We start from the raw sequence: 24,012 nt of genomic DNA, 5'->3' as shown, positions 1-24,012 counted from the left end.
AACCGGTTAACCCTTTCCCCCTCTCAAACAGACCCGAGACCACCAACCTCTGAACCGGTTTGATTAAGTTCACTGCCTGCGACGCACAAATCTTTTAGCCAACACTTCTTTTCGATTCTGCGCCAGGATAAATTCGACATCATCTTTTACTTCAGCGTAAGCAGCAGGATTAAAGGCGAGAAAGTTGGAACCCTGGTAAATATCGAGACTTGCAATTTTCAGATCCAAGAACAAAACCCCACCACCCACTTGATCTCCGACATGATTAACGGATGAAAACGAAACCATAACCAATCCGTTCTTGGTTTGCTCGCAAGGCAACAAGGCCAGCTTTATACCCTTGGCCTTAGTAACTTCATAGTTGAAAACCTTGATTGTTTCAGGTTCTTTTTCCAATGCTGACAATGTGCTGTCTGCGACGGCACTTAGCACGGTTGCACCAGGAATGGCAGCTTTTGCCGCTTCAACGCCCGCCTGGATAATAGAGGTGACAACATTTTTCATTGTCCCGCTACCAGACCTTTTTTTGTATTCGATGCTCGCGTTGATGGGAACAGAACACCCCATATCCTCCATGCACTGGAGAAAGGCTCGGTGCCAAGCGGCGGGGCTATGGCTGTCTTTAGTCTCGCGATCGGCCTCCAACTTCGAAAACTTTATGAGGTTTTCGATAATCGTCATGTTTTCAAGCGAAATATTATCGCCATAACCAATGAGCGTATTACCCAAAACCAAAGCATCCAGTTCCCTGGTAGGACTCGAATCGTCCAATGCCTTGGGTGAGCTCGACGCAGTGGTCGACATTAATGCTTTCGCACGAGGAGCACTGCTCAACAACGCCTTTGACCTGGCAAGACGAGCTCTCCCAATATCGGTGCATTGTTTGTGAGTGATAAAACCTTCCACGATTTCCATATCGAACTATTCCTTTTAAATTCGTTTAAGTCTCCAGCAGAGACAAAACGAATCTAAATCACCCCAACACCGCTATCAAACCCGATTGAATGTCGACATATGTAAGCACGCATCAACCATGCAGCAGTTGTCGAGCAGTTCAGCTCGAACAACACTGCACTAAACCATGATATTAAATTAGTTGATATCGCTTAATTTATCACCATAACTACGCGGCGTATAAACCCACGGCATTCCTTGCGAACGATGAAACACGCGAGTCGTGGATGAACCAATCAACACCATGGTCCGCATGTCGACCTGGTCTGGAGTCAATTGAGAAAGCGTCGTCACGCGTAATGTCTGCCCCGGGCGTCCGACATCACGCCCTAGCACGACTGGCGTTTCAGGTGCGCGATGTTGGGCGAGGATCTCCAGCGCACGCCCCAATTGCCAAGGTCGGGAACGCGAGATCGGATTGTAGAACGCCATTGCCAGATCAGCTTGCGCTGCCAGGTCCAGGCGTTTCTCGATGATTGCCCATGGCTTGAGGTTATCCGACAGCGACAGCACGCAGAAATCATGCCCCAGCGGCGCACCGGCTTGGGCCGCGGTTGCCAGCGAGGCGGAAACCCCTGGCAGAATCTCCAGATCGACGTTGTGCCAATGGACGTCGGTGGACTCGTGCAGCGCCTCAAGCACCGCCGCGGCCATGGCGAAAACACCCGGATCGCCTGAAGAAACCACCACCACCGAGCGCCCTTGGGCCGCCAGTTCGAAAGCGTGGCGGGCACGCTGCATCTCTTCGCGGTTGTCGGTGCAATGCAGCACCTGATCGTCGCGAAACGGCCCGGCCATGCGCACGTAGGTTTCGTAACCCAGCACGTCGGTTGCCCGGGCCAATTCCGCCTTCACGGCCGGCACCATCAGCTCGGCGGCACCTGGCCCCAAGCCGATCACGGCCAGGCGTCCGCGAGGGCGGCCGATCTGCAACGGGTCCAGCGGCTGGTCTGCTACCCCAATGGCAACAGTGTCGTTACCAAGCATGGAAACGGGTTGACCCATGACAGTACGCAGACGTTCGCCAAGCACCTTCCGTGCGTGGGCAAAGCGCAACGGCACGCCCAATTCAAGCGCTGCTTCGCGCAACGCCGCGCTGGCCATTTCGATATCGGCGGCCAACAGGCAGGCCAGCGACTGCACGGCGATCCCTGCCTGATGCAACGCCTCGCGCACCGCCCCCGCGACGTTCACCAGGCCAGCGTCCACGGCGACCACCACATTGCGCGGGTAGATCAACAATTCGTTGGCCGCAGGTACCCGTTCGACATGACTGACATGCACCGCCAGTCGGGCCTGCGCATCTTCGGGCAACTGCGCCTGCGCCAGCCACGGTGCCTCACCCTCAATGCGCACCGTTTCGCCGGCGAGCAGATCGGAAACGAAACGCTTGCCCAGCTCCAGATCGCCAAGGGCATAACCGCTGGGCGGGTTGAGCAGGCAGGTGCCGAAACGCAACTCGCCGCTGGTGGTGATCGCCGCGGCGACTTCAAGCGCGGCGGCAATCTCCCGCGCCATCACATTTACTCCGCCAAGACCGCCCAACAGTGGAACCACGGCGCTGCCGTCTTCGGCCACCGCCAATACCGGTGGTTCGGCGCCTTTTTCCAGCAACAAGGGCGCCAGCGTGCGGATCACGATCCCGGCCGCGCACAGGGCAATGATCGGTGTGCCCTGTTGATATAACTCGCGCAGGGTCGCACCGAATTCGTGATAGACCCGATCCGCGCCTTCAACCCGTTCGGCCAGGCCATGGATCAGGGCTTCGGGATACACCTGCTGAATGCTGCGCGCGGTAGCGAGGCTGCCATTGCCGAGAATGACAATCGCCGGAACTGGACGGGTCATCAGCCTTGCCACCTTTCACCGGGAACGATGATCAGCGAGAAATACGGCGAGGACATCGGCTCGACCTGGTCCAGCGGCACGATCTTCTGATTGGCCATGGTCGCGCGCTCGACGTACAACGCGCGCCCGGCCAGGCCGAGCTCTTCCAGCACCTGGCGAACCTTGGGGAAGTTGCGCCCAAGCTTCATGATCACCGCCGCATCGGCGTCGGCCAGGCGACGCTTGAGTTCGTCGTGCGGCAGCACACCGGACAACACCGACAGACTCTGATTGCGATACACCAGCGGCGCACCGAGCACCGAGGCCCCGCCGAGCATCGAACACACACCGGGCACGACTTCAGCCTGATAACGATCGGCGAGCCGGTCGTGCAGGTACATGTAGGAGCCGTAGAAGAACGGATCGCCTTCACAGATCACCGCCACGTCTCGACCGGCATCGAGATGCGTCGCCAGTTCGTCGGCGGCGTCATCGTAGAAGTCGCTGATCACTTGCTCGTAGGACAGCGGTGCCGGCAAGGCTTCGGTGGTCACCGGGTACACCAGCGGCAACAGATTCTGCGCGTCCTGCAGATGCGCTTCGATGATGCCGAAGGCGTTGCCTTTCTTGCCCTTGGCCACGAAGTACGCCACTACCGGCGACTCGCGCAGCAAGCGCAAGGCCTTGACGGTAATCAGTTCCGGATCACCGGGGCCGACGCCAAGGCCGATCAAACGTCCAGATTGCTGCATCATTCGATCTCCGTGGCGAGGGCATTGACGGCGGCGGCGGCCATGGCGCTACCGCCCAGGCGACCCTGCATGATGACAAAAGGCACGCCACGGCTGTCGGCGGCCAGCGCGGCCTTGGATTCGGCGGCGCCGACGAAGCCCACTGGAAAACCGAGGATCAGTGCAGGTTTCGGCGCACCGGCGTCGAGCATTTCCAGCAGGTAAAACAGCGCCGTCGGGGCGTTGCCGATGACCACCACGCTGCCTTCCAGGTGCGGGCGCCACAGTTCCAGCGCAGCGGCTGAGCGGGTGTTACCCAATTCACGGGCCAGTTCCGGAACGCTCTCGTCGCGCAAGGTGCAGATCACCGGATTGTTCGCTGGCAACCGCGCACGGGTGACGCCTTCGGAGACCATCCGCGCATCGCACAGAATCGGCGCGCCGGCCGCCAGCGCATCACGCCCGGCCTTGCCCGCCCCTGCGGAAAACTGCAAGCCGTCGATGGCATCGACCATGCCGCAGGCGTGAATGACACGGACCGCGAGTTTCTCCAGATCGGCCGGGATTCGGTCGAGGTTGGCCTCGGCGCGAATGATCGCGAAGGAGTTGCGATAGATCTCCTGACCGTCGCGGATGTAATCAAGCATCAAGGGGGCTCCGTGAGCGGGCGTCGAGCAGGGCCGCGACCGCTTCAATAGTAAGGTTGCGTGCGTGCAGCGCGCCGAAGCCCGGCTGCGCTGCATCGCGGAAATAGAGATCGTAACGACCGTGGGCGACGGCCAGTAATGTGACGGGCGCCGTATGCGCGGCGGCGCAGGAGCGCGGGCAACCGCTCAGGTGAATGTTCAGTGCCGATCCATGGCGGTGCAGCAGCGTGGCCAGTTGCAGGGCATCGCCCTTGGTCTCGGCCAACCCCTTGGCGCAACCGCTGGAACCGGTGCAGGCGATCAACCGGGACAATGGTTGACCGGCTTCACAGGACAAGCCCAAGCGTTGCAAACGCCCCAAGACTTCAGCGGCGTTTTCCATGCGGACATTGGGCAGCAGCAGGCTTTGCCAGGGTGTGAAGCGCAGGCTGGAATCACCAAACTCGCGTGCCAGTTGTGCCACCCCCCGCAGCATCGCCGGATCGAGCCGCCCCAGTGGCGGGACGGCCCCCACATAGACAACGCCGGACTCGGCCTGGGGATGGGCACCCATGTGCAAATCACTGGAGCCCGAAACCCGCTGCCAACCGACAACGGCTTGCAGCGGCACTCGCTCGGCCAGTCGAAGCAGAACACCCTCGATCGGGTACTCGGCCAGCAAATGGCGCATTCGCGTCTGCTCGGGGCGTGCCCGTTCAAGGAACAACTCAAGGACCGCAACCACCAAGGCGTGCCCGTCAGCCAGTGCCACCGAACCGGCGGGGCTGTCCGTCGGGCATCCCGCCAGACCGAACGCCAGCCGTAGTTCGCCGGCTTGCTCAAACACCGAGAGCCACAGGTCATGGGGATGTTCGAGCATCGTCAGGTCTTCGCCACCATCGAGTTGCACGGCGAACTTGGCACTGAGGTCGTAGAACGCTTCGTGGCTTTGCAGTGTGGCGAGGATCTGCCCGGCCAGCGGGCGAGTGTCGAACAGCATGCGCCGATCAATCCCGGCGCCGGGGCTAAGCATCAGGTTGCGCACATCGTCGCCAGCCGCCGTGCGCGGCCCCAGATCGGCGGCCAGCAGGCTGTCGATCAACGCCGCTTGCTCGTTGCCAATGCCGCGGATCTGCAGGTTGGCCCGGTTGGTCGCCTCGATCGCTCCGCTGGCATATCGCTCGGCGGCATCGGCGACAGCGATTGCCTGTTGCGCACCGATGGCGCCACCGTCGAGTTTGACCCGGCAAATACCACCGTCCAATGCCTGGACGACACGCAACAACCCTGGACAGGCGGAAGGGCGCAAGCGGTTGGGTATCTGACGTGACTTCACAGGACGACCGGTACAAGACAAAGGACAGCATTATGCCTGCTTTGCCCGGCCTGATGAAAAACCCTGGCAGGTTGACGACGAAAAGCGTGATCCCGGGCCCAGGCTTTTCGCTGCAAGCCTGAACCGCCATCGCAAGTTCTATTTGAACACCCAGCGAAAAATGCTAACAGCAAGAATCAATTCAACCAACCAGACTTATTTAAACCACACACCAACTCTTGTACTTTTCACAACACCCAAAAGAAGAACAATAGTAAAAATTCAGCTATATCAAAGGAACAAAAAAATGAACTTTGAAAAAACGACTGGAATATTGACTGCCCACAATATTATTTCATGCATTGAAGAAATTTCACTGCAAGATTACGACGACTTCACCCATTGCACACAAATAGCCACCCAGTCCGCAGACATGGTCGGCAGCCGCTTCGCCGACTCGACAATATGGTTGAATGAATACATTACGACGTTGAATTTTTTAGGCTGGTCTGTCTTTCAGGATGCCATCTTCACCCGCTCTCAACACTCCGTTTCGAAAAGCATTGCCGAGTTTTTGGTCCAAAGCGCTCAAACCATGCCGGATAGCCGGCAAGGAAACGCCATGATTGACACACTCGACGCACTGAAGCCCAACCAGCCGGCACTTTATTCACTGGACCAACAAAGCTCCCTGGGAGAGCGCTTTCAAGTAATACCCGCACGCTACGATTCAAAGGGGTTTCTTGAAATCGCAGTCTTTAATCTTGAATTAGTTACCACGATTAAAAAAAGTGGTTTTCTATTTTTCAACACGGAAGACCACACTGCAAAAATCACCCAGCAACGCGCATATCTTAAACTGGACAAAAACATACTCGAAAGCAAAAGACCGCTCATGGAACGCAAGCGGCTCGACATAAGAATGAAGAGATTCGACCTGAAAAAAACCATTAACCGGATAAGCCCTGACCACATTTATAGACACTGACGAGAGGCGAACTCAATCCACACCGCGCTATGATGCACAACCGCACAGACCGACACAGACCGGCAGCGTGATGATTTGGCTTCGCTTGATAGAAGAGGAACAGCATGACCCCCTGGCTGACAGTGGTAGGCATTGGAGAAGAAGGCTACAAGGGGCTTGGCAAAAATGCCCGACACGCTCTGCTGAACGCTACACGGATCATTGGCGGTCAACGGCAGCTGGACTTGTTGCCAGCCTGCATCCGCGGTGTACGGCAATTGTGGCCCAGTCCTTTCGCCCTTGAACCGGTTTTGACGAAACAGGGAGAACCCGTTTGCGTCCTGGCCAGCGGTGATCCGATGTTTTTCGGGGTGGGTGCCAGTCTATCCCGACATTTATCCAGCGATGAAATCCTTATTCTGCCCGCCCCCTCTTCCTGCTCGCTCGCAGCAGCGCGAATGGGTTGGCCCTTGCAGGAAGTTGTCACGTTGTCAGTGGTTGCCCGTCCCGTTGCCGCACTCAACGCGCAATTGTCCAGTGGTGTGCGCTTGCTGGTGTTGAGTAACGACGGCAGCAGCCCCACCGCCATCGCCGCCCTGCTGCGTGAACGTGGCTTCGGCCCTAGCCGTCTCACCGTGCTGGAACACTTGGGCGGAGAAGCCGAGCGGCGTGTCGACGGTACTGCCAGCGACTGGAGCGATCCGCCGATCGCCGACCTGAACCTGATCGCCATCGAATGCATCGCCGAGCCGAACACGCTGCGCCTGTCGCGACTGGCCGGCCTCCCGGACTCCGCGTTCCGGCACGACGGCCAACTGACCAAACGCGATGTGCGCGCCATCACCCTCGCGCGCCTGGCGCCGATCCCCGGCGAATTGTTGTGGGACGTCGGCGCCGGCAGCGGCTCGATCGGCATCGAATGGATGCGCGCTCACCCCAGTTGCCGCGCACTGGCCATCGAGGCCGATGCGGGCCGACAAGCGTTGATCGAGCACAACCGTGATGTCCTCGGCGTTCCCGGCCTGCAACTGGTTCGCGGCAGCGCGCCACAGGCTCTGGCCGGGCTGGAGCGGCCGGATGCGATTTTCATCGGCGGCGGTGTCACCCGCGAAGGTGTGCTCGATACCTGCTGGGCCGAACTCAAACCCGGGGGCCGGCTGATTGCCAACGCAGTCACCTTGCAAAGTGAAATGACCCTGATGGCCTGGCGCGAGCAACACGGTGGGGAGCTGACGCGCATTCATATCGCCCAGGCCCAACCCCTGGGCGACTTCGACACCTGGCGCCAGGCCTTGCCGATTACCTTGCTGGACGTGACGAAACCCTTCGATGCGTGACGAAACCGCCGAACAACCTGCCCCCCTGCGCAGTGGCCTGACCACCGGCAGCTGCGCCACGGCCACCAGCCTCGCCGCCGCGCGCCTGCTGCTCGATGGCACGGCGGCCGATGCGGTGGAAATCGTGTTGCCCAAGGGCAAACAGGTGCAGATGCGCCTGGAGTTCTGCCGCCTCACCGAGGACGGCGCCGAAGCGGGAACTCTCAAGGACGCCGGTGACGATCCGGACGTGACCCATGGAGCCCTGCTCTACTCCCAGGTGCGCCTCAGCGCCGAACCGGGGACTCGCTTCAAGGCCGGCCGCGGCGTCGGCACCGTGACCCGCCCCGGGCTGGTGCTGGGTGTCGGCGAGCCCGCGATCAACCCGGTGCCGCGCAAAATGATCAGCGAACACCTGGCTCGACTGGCCGACGAACTCGGCTACAGCGGCGGTTTCGAGGTCACGGTCAATGTCGAGAACGGCGAAGCACTGGCACTGAAGACCATGAACCCGCGCCTGGGCATTCTTGGCGGTCTGTCGATACTCGGTACCAGTGGCATTGTCCGGCCGTTTTCCTGTGCCGCCTACATCGCCTCGATCCACCAGGGCATCGACGTGGCCAAAACCAACGGTTACCTGCACATCGCTGCCTGCACCGGCAACGCCAGCGAAGACACCATGCGCCGGGTCTACAACCTGCCGGAAATCGCCCTGATTGAAATGGGCGACTTCGTCGGTGCCGTGCTCAAGCACCTGCGCAAAGTACCGGTGGATAAACTCAGCCTGTGCGGTGGATTCGGCAAGATCAGCAAACTGGCGGCCGGGCACATGGATTTGCACAGTCGTCATTCGAGCATTGACCTGCCGCAACTGGCGTTATGGGCGGCGCAGGTCGGCGCCGATGCGGCGTTGCAGCAGAGCATCCGCGAGGCCAACACCAGCCAGCAGGCACTGGCCATGGCCGCCGCCGCCGGGGTCGCCCTGGGTGATGCAGTCTGTCAACACGCCCTGGACTTTGCCCGTAGCGTGGTGCCGTCGCAGGTTCAGGTGGAAGTCTTTGCCATCGATCGCCAGGGCGGGATCGTTGGCCATGCCGGAGCATTTCAATGAAGCGCATCCTGTTGCTCGGCGGCGTGACTGAAGCCATGGTCATTGCCCGCACGCTGGGACCGCAGCATATCTACAGCCTGGCCGGTGTCGGTCGGGTGCCGACCGACCTGCAATGCCAGGTGCGCGTCGGCGGCTACGGTGGTGCCGAGGGTCTGGCGCAATTTGTTCGCGATGAAGGCATCGATCTGCTGCTCGACGCCACTCACCCCTACGCCGCCCAAATCAGCCACAACGCCGCGACGGCCGCGCATTTGAGCGGCGTCCCCTGCTGGGCGCTACGGCGTCCGGCCTGGCAAGCCCAGGCGGGAGACGACTGGCGGGAAGTCGCCGACTGGGCCGAACTGATCGAAGCCCTGGAACCCTTCCGTCGCCCGCTGTTCACCCTCGGCCGCGAGCCCCTGCAACACCTGGACGAAATTCCTGCGAAGCAATTCTGGATCCTGCGCGCACTGGACGTGTATCCGGGCAACGAGCGCTGCGAAGTGATCGGCGCACGGGGCCCCTTCCTAATTGACGATGAGCGTGAGTTGTTCGAACGGCGAAACATCGACGTGCTGATCAGCAAGAACAGCGGCAGCACGGCGACCGAGCCGAAGCTGGAAGTGGCGCGTGAGCGTGGGGTACCGGTGATTGTTTTGAAGCGCCCCGAATTGCCAGGTGTGGAACGGGAGTTTGGTTCGGTGGCAGATATGCTGGATGCCCTATCAGTGTAGGACTATTCCTTAGACCCGCTAAACCTTACGATTCCGCTGACAGTATTCTCAGACGAAGCTGGCTATCGACTCTACGGCCTCAATCCTATAGTTCGCCTCCTCCTGAACCAATCAAGCGCACCCGGCACACAATATCGGTAATGAGGAGTAAATCATGGCCGAACAATTTACCCGTTTTGATGCCGTCGAGTTTCTCAAAACGCCGGAGGAAATGGCGGCTTATCTGGGTACCTGCTTTGAAGAGGATGCTGGAGACGGCGTGCTGATACGTGCAGCGCTCAACGATATCGCCCGAGCAAAGGGCATGACACAAATTGCCCGTGATGCGGGTCTGGGACGCGAGAGTCTTTACAAAGCGCTGAGCAGTAGTGGCAATCCGGAATTCGCGACTATCATGAAAGTTATGAAAGCCTTGGGTCTGCGCTTGCATGCCATCGCTGTCTGATTACGCTGCGACACCAAACCGCACACCGCCTTTTTACTTATCGGCCTTGATCAGGCTAAATAGCCCGCGCCTGATCGCCCACTCAAACGGATTCTGTCCCATGTCCCGACAACGGCTCGCAATTGCCTGGATAGCCTGCTTCGCAGTGCTGTTCAACATGCTCGCCATGCCGATGTCCGGAGCGATGGCGCAAACGGCGAAGTCACCTGCCGAACAGTTGTTGTGGGGCAGTTTCTGCAGCTCCAGCGGCACCAGGATGGTGGCGATTTCCATCGGGGACCTTGAACAGAAAGCCCCGCAAAACGACGATCATTCCAACATGCAGCATTGCTGGTGCTGCTCGGGTTCTGCGCCATTGGTGGCGTTGCCGGGGCATTCGCCACAGCTGTATTTCGCCCGCTTCGAGTCCAACCGCGGCTTGCCCGCCACCTCGCTCGACAGCCCGTCACCGCGCCAGCAATGGCCGAGTCTCAACCCCCGCGCGTCCCCTCTGGTGTGATTTTTTCTCGCAATTGACTGCGTTTTAAATCGTTCCGGAGAACTGCCATGTTGAACAAACTCATCGTTCTGGCTGCGTTGCTGCTGCCTGCCTGCTTTGCCAATGCCCACGAATACAAGGTCGGCGCACTGGAAATCGCTCATCCATGGTCCCAGGAGTTGCCACCCAATGCGCCCACCGTTGCGGCGTATTTCGTGATCAACAATGAAGGCAAGACCGCCGACCGCCTGCTCGGCGTCGACACCCCGATTGCGGGCGAAGCGCAACTGCATGAGCACGTGATGCAAGGCGACATGATGAAAATGCAGCACGTACCGAGCGTGGAAGTGCCCGCCGGTGGCGAGGTCACTTTTGCACCCATGGCCTATCACGTGATGTTGCTGGGCCTCAAGGACCGCAGCCTGCTCACTGACGGCAAGCGCTTCCCCATGACGCTGCACTTCGAGAAGTCCGGTGATGTGACGGTCGAAGTCGCGGTGCAGAAGCAGGCGCCGGATACCATGCAAGCGCACGTGCACAAGCCGTAATCGCCTGAGCTGAAAGCGCCCATGCGCCCGCTTAGCGCCAGGTCATCCAGGTCACGCAATCAGGCATTGAGCCTGACACGCGGCAGCTGGATCAGCCTGTTCGCCATGCTGATGATCTTTATCGGCCCGCTGATTTCTCAGTCGATGCCGATGGATTCGCGCGCCATGTCGATGACCATGCCGGCAGGTATGAGCATGGACATGGACATGTCGGCGATGGAGCATGCCGACCATGGCATGCAAGCCACGCAAGCCAACGCCGAGCATTGCCCGCCAGCCCCCGGGCACCATGTGCTGTGGGAAAAATGCGGCTATTGCAGCCTGCTGTTCAATTGCCCGGCGCTAACCGGTGGCGTGTCTTTCGCCAACTTCGTCATCCCGCCCGTCCACACCTTCACCACACCCTCTGTGCGCCTTGGCCATGCCCGGCAAACCTTCTTCCCCGGCGCCCGCACCCGCGCCCCGCCCGTCGTCGCGTAAACACTCACTTCTGATTTCACACGGTCCGCAAGACAGCCAACGCTCACTCCCACAGGGATTGCGCGGGCTGCCGGCCGTGTCGTTTACGACTGTTCGATGGAAATTGTCATGTCCAGGTTTTCCGCTGTCCCGTGCTTGAGCCCTGCCCAAGCCTCTTATGCCCTGAACGAATCCGGCGTTCGTTTCAGGCACGCCACCGCCATCCTGTGCGGTGCCTTGCTGGCGCCCTCTGCGCTCGCCGACGACCATGCCGGTCACAGTGAAGAATTGAGCCCGACGGTGATCACCGCCGTTGCCCCGAGTTCGCCATTGACCATCGTCACCAACCCCAAGGAGCCGCGCCAACCGGTGCCGGCCAGCGATGGTGCCGATTACCTGAAAACCATCCCCGGCTTTGCCATGGTGCGCAATGGCGGCACCAATGGCGATCCGGTGCTGCGCGGCATGTTCGGCTCACGGCTGAACATCCTCACCAACGGCGGCATGATGCTCGGTGCCTGCCCGGGCCGTATGGACGCGCCGACTTCCTACATCTCGCCGGAAACCTACGACAAGCTCACCGTGATCAAAGGCCCGCAAACCGTGCTTTGGGGGCCGGGTTCTTCGGCCGGGACCATTCTGTTCGACCGCGAGCCGGAGCACTTCGGCGAACTCGGCACGCGGGTCAACGCCAGCGTTCTGGCTGGCTCCTACGGTCGCTTCGACAAACTGGTGGACGCCGCAGCCGGCGGTCAGTCGGGCTATGTGCGGGTCATCGGCAACACCGCGCACTCCGACGACTACCTGGACGGCAACAACGACACCGTGGCGTCGCGCTATGACAAATGGAACGGCGACGTGGCCGTCGGCTGGACGCCGAATGCCGACACCTTGCTGGAGCTGACCGCCGGCCGTGGCGATGGTGAAGCCCGCTACGCCGGGCGCGGCATGGACGGTTCGCAGTTCCTGCGCGAGAGCCTCGGCCTGCGGTTCGAGCAGTCCAACATCGGCGAGGTACTGGATAAGGTCGAGGCGCAGATCTACTACAACTACGCCGACCACGTGATGGACAACTACACCCTGCGCACGCCGTCCGGCACCGGGATGATGGCCGGCCCCATGGCTTCCAACGTCGACCGCCGCACCCTCGGCGCACGGGTCAAGGCCACTTGGCGCTGGGCTGATGTGCAACTGATCAGCGGCATCGACGCGCAGACCAACGAACATCGCCAGCGCGGCGCCATGGGTGTCGACACCTACAAGGACCTGCCGTACACCAAGGATGCCGACTTCCATAACTACGGTGTGTTCAGCGAACTGACCTGGTACGCCGCAGACCGTGACCGCCTGATCAGCGGCGCGCGCCTGGACCGCGCCTCGGCCAAAGATTATCGGCAGACCACCGGCTCGGGCATGATGACCCGTCCGAATCCGACCGCCGACGACACCCGCGCCGATACCCTGCCCAGCGGTTTCATCCGCTACGAGCATGACCTGGCCGACAGCCCGACCACCTTGTACGCCGGCCTCGGTCACACCCAGCGATTCCCGGATTACTGGGAGCTTTTCTCACCCAAGTCCGGCCCCGCCGGTTCGGTGAATGCCTTCGATTCGATCAAACCGGAAAAAACCACCCAGCTCGATTTCGGCCTGCAATACAAGACCGAAGACCTCGAAGCCTGGGCCTCGGCTTACGTCGGCCAGGTGCGCGATTACATCCTGTTCAACTACACCCCGACGATGATGGGTACGACCTCGCAAGCCGAAAACATCGACGCGCGAATCATGGGCGCCGAACTGGGTGCCGCCTACAACTTCACCGACAACTGGAAAGCCGACGCGACCCTGGCCTACGCCTGGGGCAAGAACAGCAGCGATGGCAGTGCGTTGCCGCAGATGCCGCCGCTGGATGCCCGTTTCGGCCTGACCTACAGCGAAGACAACTGGAGCGCCGGCGCACTGTGGAGATTGGTCGCCACGCAAAACCGCATCGACCAGAACAAGGGCAACGTGGTCGGCAAGGATTTCGGCAAGACGCCGGGCTTCGGCGTGTTCTCCCTCAACGGTGCCTATCGGATCAACAGCAACTGGAAGGTCAGCAGCGGCGTCGACAACCTGTTCGGCAAGGCTTACGCCGAGCACTTGAACCTGGCCGGCAACGCCGGTTTCGGCTACCCCGCCAATGACCCGCAAGCCATCAAGGAACCGGGGCGAACGCTCTGGACCAAGGTGGACATGAGTTTCTAAAAGCTTCGCGAGCAAGCTCGCTCCCCTGTAGGAGCGAGCCTGCTCGCGATCGGTTGCAAAGCAACCGCCAATCAAACAACTAAAAGATCCAGCCAAGCGGAGCAAACGTGATGAAACAGCCCAAAGTGAATTTCTACAACCTGGCCTGGCGCTGGCATTTCTATGCCGGATTGTTCGTTGCGCCATTCATGGTGATGCTGGCCCTGACCGGCACCGTCTACCTGTTCAAACCGCAGCTCGACTCGCTGATGTACAGCAGCCTGCTCAACGTCCCGGCCGGTCATCACACCGTCCCCGCCGACGACCTCCTGACTCGGGTGAAAACGGCTTATCCACAAGGTCAGGTCACCCAGTACCTGCCGCCGGTCAACGCCGAGCGCAGCGCACAGTTTGTCGTGCTTGACGATGACAAGGAGCTGAACGTTTTCGTCGATCCGTACCACGGCGACATCCTCGGCGAACAAGACGCCAAGAAAAACCTGCAAGCCATTGCACGCGCGATTCACGGCGAGCTGATGATCGGCACCGTCGGCGATCGGCTGATCGAACTGGCCGCCGGTTGGGGCGTGGTGCTGGTGGTGTCCGGCATCTTCCTGTGGTGGCCGCGCGGTCAGGCGGCAGGCATTTTGTGGCCACGCCTGAACAGTCGTGGTCGCGTATTGTGGCGCGACCTGCACGCGGTCACCGGATTCTGGGGCGCCTCCCTACTGTTGGTGATGCTGCTCAGCGGCATGACCTGGACCGGGTTCTGGGGCCAGCAATACGCCGCCGTGTGGAACGTGTTCCCGGCAACCATGTGGGATGACGTGCCGAAATCCGACGTCGAGGCCCGCAGCCTCAACACCGCGACCCGCCAGACCGTGCCGTGGGCCATGGAGAATACGCCGATGCCGATGTCCGGCGACCATGCCGAACACATGGCCAACGCCGGTGCATCAACCGCTCCTGCCGCACCGACCATCAGCCTACAAGACGTACAAAACATCGCCAGGCAGAGCAAGGTCGACCCGGGTTACAGCATCACCTTGCCGACCAACGCAACGGGTGTGTTCACCATCGCGCTGTTCGCCGACGATCCGCGCAATGACGCCACGATGCACATCGATCAGTACACCGGCAAGGTCCTGGCCGATGTACGTTTCGAGCAGTACGGCACCGTCGCCCGCGCCACGGAAATCGGCGTGATGCTGCACGAAGGCAAGATGTTCGGCACGTTCAATCAGATCGTCGTGTTGCTGATCTGCCTGATGATTCTGCTCAGCGCCGTCAGTGGCGTGGTGATCTGGTGGAAGCGTTGCCCACAAGGGAAACTCGGCGTGCCGCCGCTGCGCCACGACCTGCCGAAATGGAAAACCGCGATGGTGATCATGTTCGCCCTGGCGGTGGCCTTTCCGTTAGTGGGCGCTTCGCTGGTGGCGGTGTGGGTGCTCGATCGCGTGCTGCTGTCGCGCTTCACCCGGCAGACTGAGAGCGCCTCATCTTCATCATGAAACAGGCGAGATGCGCGGGGCGAAAGGCACTGTAAACTCCCCGCGCATCACCTCAGTCCCTTCGCGAGCAAGCCCGCTCCCACAGGGTTCGCGCAAATCCTGTGGGAGCGGGCTTGCCCGCGAAGGGGCCATCAGCATCACCTCAAGAGCCACTGCATGACCTCGCTGAACCTCACAAACCTCACCTGGTCCCCACTGGGTCACGGCCATTGCCACCACCAGTTCCAGCTGCGTGACGCCTCGCTACACGTGGCTGCCGGTGAGTTCGTCGGGCTGATCGGCCCCAACGGCAGCGGCAAGACCAGCCTGTTGCGGTGCGCCTGGCGCTTCAACAGACCGGAAAGCGGCGAGGTCAGGCTCGATCACCAGAACGTCTGGAAACAATCCTCGCGCTGGTGCGCGCAACGCATCGCCGTGGTGTTGCAGGAGTTCCCCGATGCCTTCGGCCTGACCGTCGAGGAAGTGGTCGCCATGGGCCGCACGCCGCACAAAGGCCTGTTCGATGGCGACACCCTTGAAGACCGCGACCTGATCAACCAGGCCCTGGAATCCGTCGGCCTCAAGGGCTTCGAAGACCACGGGTTCGCTACTCTCTCCGGTGGTGAAAAGCAGCGGGTCATCCTCGCCCGCGCCCTGGCCCAGCAACCACAATTGCTGATCCTCGACGAGCCGACCAACCACCTCGATCCGCGTTATCAGCTTGAGCTTTTGCAGTTGGTCAAACGCCTGGACATCGGCACCCTGGCGAGCATCCACGACCTCAATCTGGCGGCGGCTTTTTGTGACCGGCTGTACGTGATCAACCATGGCCGTATCGTCGCCAGCGGCACACCGAAAGAAGTCCTGACCGCTGCGCTGTTGCGCAATGTGTTCGGCGTCGAAGCACTGATCGATGAACATCCACTGCACGGCTACCCACGAATCACCTGGATAACCCAATCATGACTTTGCGTTCCCTGCTGCGCTCCTGCCTCCCTCTCGTGATGCTGCTGGGCAGCGCCCAGGCATTGGCCGAAGCCACCCGTTACCCGCTGACAATCAAAAGCTGCAACCGCGAGGTGACCTTCAAGCAGGCACCGCAACACGCCCTCAGCCACGACATCAACATGACCCAGATGATGCTCGCCCTCGGCCTCAAACCACGGATGGCCGGTTATAGCGGCATCAGTGGCTGGAAGGCCGTGACGCCCGAGATGCAGGGCATTCTCGAAGGCCTGTCGGAGCTGGCGGCCAAGTACCCGTCGGTCGAAACCCTGCTCAATGCCAACGTCGACTTCTTCTTCGCTGGCTGGGACTACGGCATGCGCGTTGGCGGCGACCTCACGCCGCAAACCCTGCAACCGCTGGCCATCAATGTGTATGAGCTGAGCGAATCCTGCGCCTTCGTAATGAAGCGCCCACCGGCCAGCCTCGACGACACCTACAACGACCTGCGCAACCTCGGCAGAATCTTCGACGTGCAGGACCGCGCCAATGCCCTGATCGCGAACATGCAGGCGCAAGTCGCGAATATTCGCAAAGACCTGCCCGCGGAAACACCGCGGGTGTTCCTGTACGACAGCGGCGAAGACCGGGCCATGACCTCTGGGCGACTGGGCATGCCGCAAGCGCTGATCGACGCCGCAGGCGGGCGCAATGTCCTGGAGGATGTCGACGCGAGCTGGACCCGGGTCAATTGGGAAACCGTGGTCGAGCGTAACCCCCAGGTGATCGTGATCGTCGACTACAGCGAAATAACTGCCGACCAGAAGATTCAATTCCTGCTGGGCAACAAGGCCCTGCAATCGGTGGACGCGATCAAGCACCGGCGCTTCATCGTCATCCCTTACGTGCAGGCCACGCCGGGGATCGATAACGTGCTCGCGGTCGCCACCCTGGCCAAGGGTTTCCACGGCAAATGATCAACCGTCGCTACGCCCTGTTGCTGATCGCCCTCGGTGCCCTGTTGCTGGTGTCGTGCGTGGTGTCCCTGGGTTTCGGCCCGGCGCGGGTGCCGCTGGATGTGGTGTGGCGCATCCTGTTGCACAAACTGTTCGGTTTCGGTGTGCCGGACTGGAACCCCGGACAGGAACATATCGTCTGGCTGATCCGCGTCCCGCGCATGCTGCTCGGCGCGCTGGTGGGCGCCGGCCTGGCGTTGATCGGCGCGGTGCTGCAAGCGGTCACGCGCAATCCGTTGGCTGACCCGCACCTGCTCGGCGTGACGTCCGGTGCCACGCTTGGCGCGGTGATCGTGGTGCTGCATGTCGGTGAAATCGTTGGCCTGCTAACCTTGCCGATCGCGGCATTCATCGGTGCATTGCTGAGCATGCTAGTGGTGCTGATGATCGCCAGTCGCCATGGTCGCCTCGACAGTGACCGCTTGCTGCTGTGCGGCGTGGCGGTGTCGTTCGTGATGATGGCGATTGCCAATCTGCTGCTGTTCATGGGTGACCATCGAGCCAGTTCGGCGGTGATGTTCTGGATGCTCGGCGGGCTCGGGTTGGCTCGCTGGGAGCTGCTGGCGGTGCCGACAGCCAGTGTATTGCTCGGGCTGATATTGCTGCTGGGCATGGCGCGACCGCTGAATGCGCTGATGGCCGGCGAGCAGACAGCGGTGACCCTGGGCCTGAATGCCCGCACCGTGCGCCTGCGGGTGTTTCTGATTGCGTCATTGATGACCGGGGTACTGGTGTCGATCAGCGGCTCGATCGGTTTTGTCGGGCTGATGGTGCCGCACATTGCGCGGCGCCTGGTCGGAGCTGAACACCGAAGATTGCTGCCGGTGTGCGTATTGCTTGGCAGCGTGTTTCTGGTTTGGGTCGACGTCGCTGCCCGGACATTGATCGCCCCCGAAGACTTGCCCATCGGCGTTGCCACTGCAGCAATTGGCGGGTTGTTCTTCATCGGCTTGATGCGACGTCGTTAACGCCACATTTAATTATAAAAGTTTCAGAACTGCATTTACGCCCGGAAAAACCTCGTATTGAGTTAACGCTTAACAAGTTCACCATCATGTTCATACTCCGCTCTCGCGAGTTCAACTGTAAAACGCTCGCGCTTCAACGACGATTATTCCTACACCTTAATCGCCACAACTCTTACAAGAGCGGAAAGAGGTAAACATGTTCAAGAAGTTCATCGCATCCATTGCACTTGTTTCAGCGCCCGCATGGGCAGTGCAGCCACCCTTTACTGGCGTTGACTACAGTGGCCGGTATCAATGCACCGGAATGGACAGCCATATCGGTCCGTTTGAAGGTGTTGTCGAAATGAAGCTCAATGCCGAACAGAGTACCGGCGAACACGGCGCCTACGGTTTTACGCTGACGTTGCCCGACAACTCGCGGTATGACGGGTTTGCTGCCGCCAACTTGAGCTCCCTGGCGATTTACTTTGCCCATACGGATCCGTCGCTCAAGGATTACGGCGTCGGGATTGCGAAAATTGCTTCAACCCCTGACGGGAAAACTTCATTCACCAAGTACTATTACGGCCCGGAGTACGAAGGTGGCGGACATGGTTTTGAAACCTGCATTAAAAGCTGAGTTGATACGCCGCTGACCTTGTGGGAGCGGGCTTGCTCGCGAAGAGGGTGTGCCAGACAACATAAATGGCAACTGAAACACCGCATTCGTCGGAACGCCGCCCGGAGCAAGCCCGCTCCCACAGTCGATTTTTGTTGCCCACAAAATCTTCGCCCCAATCTGGCGCAGCTCTTCGCACCAACGCGCCAGACGCGATCCTTCATGGTGCGCCATCAAACCGTTCAACCGCTCTAAAACGACATTTCCCTGCCTTTTGCCGACCGGGCACAGCCCTTGCAAAACACACCTTCAGTAGTCCGCATCTGCCAACCAAGAAAACTCATAAGTTCATGGAGATCGCACAATGAAGCGTCGCAGTTTGATCAAGGCTTTCACACTCTCGGCATCCATTGCCGCAATGGGCATGACCTGGACCATCCAGGCCGCCGAGACCATCAAGGTCGGTATTCTGCATTCGTTGTCCGGAACCATGGCGATCTCCGAAACGTCGCTCAAAGACATGGCGCTGATGACCATCGACGAGATCAACGCCAAGGGTGGCGTGAACGGCAAGATGCTTGAGCCGGTGGTCGTCGACCCGGCGTCGAACTGGCCACTGTTCGCCGAGAAGGGCCGTCAGTTGCTGACCCAGGACAAGGTTGCCGTGGTGTTCGGTTGCTGGACTTCCGTGTCGCGCAAATCGGTACTGCCGGTGTTCGAAGAACTCAACGGCCTGCTGTTCTACCCGGTGCAATACGAAGGCGAAGAAATGTCGCCGAACGTGTTCTACACCGGCGCCGCGCCGAACCAGCAAGCGATCCCCGCCGTTGAATACCTGATGAGCGAAGAAGGCGGCAGCGCCAAGCGCTACTTCCTGCTCGGCACCGACTACGTCTACCCGCGCACCACCAACAAGATCCTGCGTTCGTTCCTGCACTCCAAAGGCGTGGCCGACAAGGACATCGAAGAGGTCTATACCCCGTTCGGTCACAGCGACTACCAGACCATCGTCGCCAACATCAAGAAGTTCTCGGCCGGAGGCAAGACGGCCGTTATCTCCACCGTCAACGGCGACTCCAACGTGCCGTTCTATAAAGAACTGGCGAACCAGGGCCTGAAGGCCACCGATGTTCCGGTCGTGGCGTTCTCGGTCGGCGAAGAAGAACTGCGCGGCATCGACACCAAGCCACTGGTGGGCAACCTGGCGGCGTGGAACTACTTCGAGTCGGTCGAGAACCTGGTGAACAAGAAGTTCGTCGATGACTGGAAAGCCTACGCGAAGAAACACAACCTGCCAGGCGCCGACAAGGCGGTGACCAACGATCCGATGGAGGCCACTTACGTCGGCATCCACATGTGGGCGCAAGCGGCCGAAAAAGCCAAATCCACCGACGTCGACAAAGTCCGCGAGGCCCTGGCCGGCCAGACCTTTGCCGCCCCGTCCGGCTACACCCTGACCATGGACAAGACCAATCACCACCTGCATAAGCCGGTGATGATCGGCGAGATCCAGGCCGATGGTCAGTTCAACGTGGTGTGGCAGACCGAAGGGCCGATCCGCGCCCAGCCGTGGAGCCCGTTCATCCCGGGCAACGACAAGAAACCGGAGTATGCGGTGAAGAGCAACTGAGCCACTGGATGTCGGGCCCAAGCATTCGGGCCCGACACAAATCCCTGTAGGAGCGAGCCTGCTCGCGATGACGGCAGCACATTCAACACTTCTGTGACTGAACAACCGCTATCGCGAGCAGGCTCGCTCCTACAATATCCGCGTCAAGGCGACTATCTATGCCCACCGCCCTTTATCGTCTCATCTTGGTCATCGCACTGTTGTTGCCGATGGCCACCCACGCCGGCGACGCCGAAGACTTCGTCGCCGCCAATCCCGTGCAGCAAGCCAGGCTGCTGGAAACCTGGGCCGCGCAGCCCGATCCGGCCCGCACCGTACTGATCAACGCCCTGCAACAAGGCGAGTTGACCATCGACGGCCAGCCGAAAACCTTGCGCCTGAACAACCGCCTGCGGGGTCTCATCGACACGGCAATGGCCGGTCACCAGTTGCTCGCCACCGACAGCAAAATCCGTCTGGCCGCCGCACAGCAATTGCAGAAAAGCGCCAAGCCGGCGCAGTTGAAATTCCTCGATAAGCAACTCGCTGGCGAACAGGACGAAAGTGTTCACGCTGCATTGAGCCTCGCCCTGGCCAACCTGCAACTGGTGGATGCCGACCCGGCCGTGCGCCTCGCTGCTGTGCGCCTGCTCGGCGAAACCGGCGATCCGCTGGCCCGCACACGCTTGGAAAACCTCCTGGAGCCGGGCGTTGAAACCGACGCGAATGTGCGTACCGCCGCTGAAACCAGCCTCGCTCAAGTCAAACGCAAACTGCTGGTCGGCGAACTCCTGGGTCAGGCCTTCAGCGGCATGTCCCTGGGCTCGATTCTGCTGCTCGCCGCCCTGGGACTTGCGATCACCTTCGGCCTGCTCGGCGTGATCAACATGGCCCACGGCGAGATGCTGATGCTCGGCGCCTACTCGACCTATGTGGTGCAACTGATGTTCCAGCGCTTCGCCCCGCAAGCCATCGAGTTCTATCCGCTGATCGGGCTGCCGGTGGCGTTTTTCGTCACCGCGGCCATCGGCATGGCGCTGGAGCGCACGGTGATTCGCCATCTCTACGGCCGTCCGCTGGAAACCCTGCTTGCTACCTGGGGCATCAGCCTGATGCTGATTCAACTGGTTCGCCTGGTGTTCGGCGCACAGAACGTCGAAGTGGCCAACCCGGAGTGGCTTTCAGGCGGGATTCAGGTGCTGCCGAACCTGGTGCTGCCGTACAACCGCATCGTCATCATTGCCTTTGCGCTGTTTGTGGTGGTGCTGACCTGGCTGCTGCTGAACAAGACTCGCCTCGGCCTGAATGTTCGCGCCGTCACCCAGAACCGCAACATGGCCGCCTGCTGCGGCGTACCCACCGGGCGCGTGGACATGCTCGCCTTCGGTCTCGGCTCGGGCATCGCCGGCCTCGGTGGCGTAGCCCTGAGCCAGATCGGCAACGTCGGCCCGGACCTCGGCCAGAGCTACATCATCGACTCATTCCTGGTGGTGGTGCTCGGCGGTGTCGGGCAGTTGGCCGGTAGTGTTTTTGCTGCGTTCGGCCTGGGCATCGCCAACAAGATTCTCGAACCGCAGATCGGTGCCGTGCTCGGCAAGATCCTCATCCTCGCGCTGATCATTCTGTTCATCCAGAAACGTCCGCAAGGCCTATTCGCACTCAAAGGACGGGTGATCGACTGATGAACCAGCCCCTGCTCGTTACCGCGACCCAAAAAGCCGGCCCTAAAGTCTCGATTGCCGTCGGTGCGGTGATCCTCGTTCTGCTGTTGGCGCTACCGCTCCTGTCGTTGTTACCGGTGGACAGCACGCTGCATGTTTCCGCCTACACGCTGACACTAGTGGGCAAGATTCTTTGCTACGCCATCGTCGCCCTGGCGCTGGACCTGGTGTGGGGTTACGCCGGCCTGCTGTCCTTGGGGCACGGCCTGTTCTTCGCCCTCGGCGGCTATGCCATGGGCATGTACCTGATGCGCCAGGCCTCGGGCGATGGCTTGCCGGCGTTCATGACCTTCCTGTCGTGGACCGAAATGCCGTGGTTCTGGACCGGCACCAGCAGCTTCCTCTGGACCCTGTGCCTGGTGGTGTTGGCGCCGGGGTTGCTGGCCTTGGTGTTCGGCTTCTTCGCCTTCCGCTCGCGGATCAAGGGCGTGTATTTCTCGATCATGACCCAGGCCCTGACCTTCGCCGGAATGCTGCTGTTTTTCCGCAACGAAACCGGCTTCGGCGGCAACAACGGCTTCACCAACTTCCGCACCATTCTTGGCTTCGGCATCACTGAGCCGGGCACCCGCGCCGTGCTGTTTTTCGCCACGGTGCTGTTGCTGGTAGCGAGCCTGTTTATTGGCTGGCGCCTGGCGCAAAGCAAGTTCGGTCGGGTGCTGACCGCGCTGCGCGATGCAGAAAACCGCCTGATGTTCTGCGGCTACGATCCGCGTGGTTTCAAGTTGTTCGTGTGGGTGTTGAGCGCAGTGTTGTGCGGCCTGGCCGGTGCGCTGTACGTGCCGCAAGTGGGGATCATCAACCCGAGTGAAATGTCGCCGACCAACTCGATCGAAGCCGCAGTCTGGGTGGCACTGGGTGGGCGTGGCACCTTGATCGGTCCGTTGCTCGGCGCCGGCGTGGTCAACGGCATGAAGAGCTGGTTCACTGTGGCGTTTCCCGAGTACTGGCTGTTCTTCCTCGGCGCGCTGTTCATTGTCGTGACCCTGTATTTGCCCAAAGGCGTGATCGGTCTGTTGAAGAAAAGAGGTGAACTATGAGAGTCACTGCGACGGCTGAATTCATGCTCGAACCGGCGTTTTTTCCTGTGGAGCCCAACAAGGACGCCGGCAGCAGCCGCGATGCCATCGGCCTTGGCCAACGGGTCGGGCCAGGCCTGAATACGCGCCACGGCACCATCCTGACCCTGGAAGACATCGGTGTCAGCTTCGACGGCTTCCGCGCCCTGAACAATCTGAACCTGTACATCGGCGTCGGTGAGTTGCGCTGCATCATCGGCCCCAACGGCGCGGGCAAGACCACGCTGATGGACGTGATCACCGGCAAGACCCGACCCAGCCACGGCAAGGCCTGGTTCGGCGAAACCCTGGACCTGACTCAGATGAGCGAAGTGCAGATCGCGCAGGCCGGTATCGGGCGCAAGTTCCAGAAGCCGACGGTGTTCGAAGCCTTGAGCGTGTTTGAAAACCTTGAGCTGGCGCAGAAAACCGACAAGTCGGTGTGGGCCAGCCTGCGGGCGCGTTTGAGCGGCGAGCAGAAAGACCGCATCGCCGAAGTGCTGGAGACCATTCGCCTGACCTCCTCGGTCAATCGCCCGGCCGGCCTGCTGTCCCACGGCCAGAAGCAGTTCCTCGAGATCGGCATGCTGCTGATGCAGGACCCGCAACTGCTGCTGCTCGATGAGCCGGTTGCGGGCATGACCGACGCCGAAACCGAATTCACCGCCGAGCTGTTCAAGAGCCTGGCCGGCAAGCACTCGCTGATGGTGGTGGAACATGACATGGGCTTCGTCGGCTCGATTGCCGACCACGTCACGGTGTTGCATCAGGGCAGCGTGCTGGCCGAAGGGTCGCTGGAGCAGGTGCAGGACAACGAGCGGGTGATCGAGGTTTATCTCGGTCGTTAAACCTGCAAATACATCCCCCTGTAGGAGCGAGCCTGCTCGCGAA

The 24,012-nt window shown here is 60.6% G+C and carries 23 protein-coding genes; 18 read left to right on the top strand and 5 right to left on the bottom strand.

Going from position 1 to position 24,012, the window contains the following annotated elements:
• Window positions 1-69: 69 nt before the first annotated feature.
• The 5 genes from AC3IX1_RS03160 to cobG all read right to left on the bottom strand — a co-directional run bounded on the left by AC3IX1_RS03160 (window position 70) and on the right by cobG (window position 5,459).
• Window positions 70-915 carry a hypothetical protein gene (locus tag AC3IX1_RS03160; protein ID WP_489387102.1) on the bottom strand — a complete coding sequence of 282 codons (846 nt, stop codon included), beginning with the start codon at window positions 913-915 and terminating at the stop codon, window positions 70-72.
• A 177-nt stretch (window positions 916-1,092) separates the two neighbouring features.
• Complete coding sequence (gene cobJ, locus AC3IX1_RS03155; protein WP_489387101.1) at window positions 1,093-2,802, bottom strand: precorrin-3B C(17)-methyltransferase; 1,710 nt, start codon at window positions 2,800-2,802, stop codon at window positions 1,093-1,095.
• A complete protein-coding gene (locus AC3IX1_RS03150) occupies window positions 2,802-3,533 on the bottom strand; it encodes a precorrin-2 C(20)-methyltransferase (RefSeq protein WP_489388681.1) in 732 nt (243 codons plus the stop codon). The genes cobJ and AC3IX1_RS03150 overlap by 1 nt, the downstream gene beginning before the upstream one ends.
• The gene (locus tag AC3IX1_RS03145; protein ID WP_489318183.1) at window positions 3,533-4,159 is read right to left on the bottom strand and encodes a precorrin-8X methylmutase; all 627 of its coding nucleotides are present in this window, start codon (window positions 4,157-4,159) and stop codon (window positions 3,533-3,535) included. The genes AC3IX1_RS03150 and AC3IX1_RS03145 overlap by 1 nt, the downstream gene beginning before the upstream one ends.
• Window positions 4,152-5,459 carry a precorrin-3B synthase gene (cobG, locus tag AC3IX1_RS03140; protein ID WP_489388680.1) on the bottom strand — a complete coding sequence of 436 codons (1,308 nt, stop codon included), beginning with the start codon at window positions 5,457-5,459 and terminating at the stop codon, window positions 4,152-4,154. Before cobG ends, AC3IX1_RS03145 begins: the two co-directional genes overlap by 8 nt.
• 301 nt (window positions 5,460-5,760) lie before the next feature.
• Between cobG and AC3IX1_RS03135 the strand changes: the two genes are divergently transcribed.
• The 18 genes from AC3IX1_RS03135 to urtD all read left to right on the top strand — a co-directional run bounded on the left by AC3IX1_RS03135 (window position 5,761) and on the right by urtD (window position 23,969).
• Entirely contained in the window at window positions 5,761-6,441 is a 681-nt protein-coding gene (locus AC3IX1_RS03135; RefSeq protein ID WP_489387100.1) for a hypothetical protein, read from the top strand.
• A 104-nt stretch (window positions 6,442-6,545) separates the two neighbouring features.
• Window positions 6,546-7,757: a precorrin-6y C5,15-methyltransferase (decarboxylating) subunit CbiE gene (cbiE, locus tag AC3IX1_RS03130; RefSeq protein WP_489387099.1), complete on the top strand. Its 1,212-nt coding sequence runs from the start codon at window positions 6,546-6,548 to the stop codon at window positions 7,755-7,757.
• Window positions 7,750-8,847 carry a cobalt-precorrin-5B (C(1))-methyltransferase gene (locus AC3IX1_RS03125; protein WP_489387098.1) on the top strand — a complete coding sequence of 366 codons (1,098 nt, stop codon included), beginning with the start codon at window positions 7,750-7,752 and terminating at the stop codon, window positions 8,845-8,847. Before cbiE ends, AC3IX1_RS03125 begins: the two co-directional genes overlap by 8 nt.
• Window positions 8,844-9,560, top strand: coding sequence for a cobalt-precorrin-6A reductase (locus AC3IX1_RS03120; protein ID WP_489387097.1), 717 nt, complete (start codon window positions 8,844-8,846; stop codon window positions 9,558-9,560). The genes AC3IX1_RS03125 and AC3IX1_RS03120 overlap by 4 nt, the downstream gene beginning before the upstream one ends.
• A gap of 154 nt (window positions 9,561-9,714) precedes the next feature.
• Window positions 9,715-10,005 carry an addiction module antidote protein gene (locus AC3IX1_RS03115; protein ID WP_489387096.1) on the top strand — a complete coding sequence of 97 codons (291 nt, stop codon included), beginning with the start codon at window positions 9,715-9,717 and terminating at the stop codon, window positions 10,003-10,005.
• Between the two features lie 100 nt (window positions 10,006-10,105).
• Entirely contained in the window at window positions 10,106-10,504 is a 399-nt protein-coding gene (locus AC3IX1_RS03110) for a DUF2946 domain-containing protein (protein ID WP_489387095.1), read from the top strand.
• Window positions 10,505-10,551: 47 nt separating this feature from the next.
• Entirely contained in the window at window positions 10,552-11,031 is a 480-nt protein-coding gene (locus tag AC3IX1_RS03105) for a copper chaperone PCu(A)C (RefSeq protein WP_489387094.1), read from the top strand.
• A 21-nt stretch (window positions 11,032-11,052) separates the two neighbouring features.
• Complete coding sequence (locus AC3IX1_RS03100; RefSeq protein WP_489387093.1) at window positions 11,053-11,511, top strand: DUF2946 domain-containing protein; 459 nt, start codon at window positions 11,053-11,055, stop codon at window positions 11,509-11,511.
• A gap of 108 nt (window positions 11,512-11,619) precedes the next feature.
• Entirely contained in the window at window positions 11,620-13,737 is a 2,118-nt protein-coding gene (locus tag AC3IX1_RS03095; protein ID WP_489387092.1) for a TonB-dependent copper receptor, read from the top strand.
• A gap of 110 nt (window positions 13,738-13,847) precedes the next feature.
• Window positions 13,848-15,227 (top strand): PepSY-associated TM helix domain-containing protein, encoded by a 1,380-nt coding sequence (locus tag AC3IX1_RS03090; protein ID WP_489387091.1) that lies wholly within the window; start codon window positions 13,848-13,850, stop codon window positions 15,225-15,227.
• A gap of 156 nt (window positions 15,228-15,383) precedes the next feature.
• Window positions 15,384-16,172 carry an ABC transporter ATP-binding protein gene (locus AC3IX1_RS03085; RefSeq protein WP_489387090.1) on the top strand — a complete coding sequence of 263 codons (789 nt, stop codon included), beginning with the start codon at window positions 15,384-15,386 and terminating at the stop codon, window positions 16,170-16,172.
• Window positions 16,169-17,128 carry an ABC transporter substrate-binding protein gene (locus tag AC3IX1_RS03080; protein WP_489387089.1) on the top strand — a complete coding sequence of 320 codons (960 nt, stop codon included), beginning with the start codon at window positions 16,169-16,171 and terminating at the stop codon, window positions 17,126-17,128. The genes AC3IX1_RS03085 and AC3IX1_RS03080 overlap by 4 nt, the downstream gene beginning before the upstream one ends.
• Window positions 17,125-18,135, top strand: a complete 1,011-nt coding sequence (locus AC3IX1_RS03075; protein WP_489387088.1) for a FecCD family ABC transporter permease — start codon at window positions 17,125-17,127, stop codon at window positions 18,133-18,135. Before AC3IX1_RS03080 ends, AC3IX1_RS03075 begins: the two co-directional genes overlap by 4 nt.
• Window positions 18,136-18,331: 196 nt before the next feature.
• On the top strand, window positions 18,332-18,754 hold the full coding sequence (locus AC3IX1_RS03070; RefSeq protein ID WP_489387087.1) for a hypothetical protein: 423 nt from the start codon (window positions 18,332-18,334) through the stop codon (window positions 18,752-18,754).
• Between the two features lie 343 nt (window positions 18,755-19,097).
• Entirely contained in the window at window positions 19,098-20,363 is a 1,266-nt protein-coding gene (gene urtA / locus AC3IX1_RS03065; RefSeq protein WP_489387086.1) for an urea ABC transporter substrate-binding protein, read from the top strand.
• A 158-nt stretch (window positions 20,364-20,521) separates the two neighbouring features.
• Window positions 20,522-22,024, top strand: coding sequence for an urea ABC transporter permease subunit UrtB (urtB, locus tag AC3IX1_RS03060; protein ID WP_489387085.1), 1,503 nt, complete (start codon window positions 20,522-20,524; stop codon window positions 22,022-22,024).
• Entirely contained in the window at window positions 22,024-23,103 is a 1,080-nt protein-coding gene (gene urtC / locus AC3IX1_RS03055; protein WP_489387084.1) for an urea ABC transporter permease subunit UrtC, read from the top strand. The genes urtB and urtC overlap by 1 nt, the downstream gene beginning before the upstream one ends.
• A complete protein-coding gene (gene urtD / locus AC3IX1_RS03050; RefSeq protein ID WP_489387083.1) occupies window positions 23,100-23,969 on the top strand; it encodes an urea ABC transporter ATP-binding protein UrtD in 870 nt (289 codons plus the stop codon). Before urtC ends, urtD begins: the two co-directional genes overlap by 4 nt.
• The last annotated feature ends 43 nt before the right edge of the window (window positions 23,970-24,012 follow it).

Source organism: Pseudomonas sp. KH_046_2 (assembly GCF_057838985.1).
This window is presented reverse-complemented; position numbering and strand designations above follow the sequence as displayed.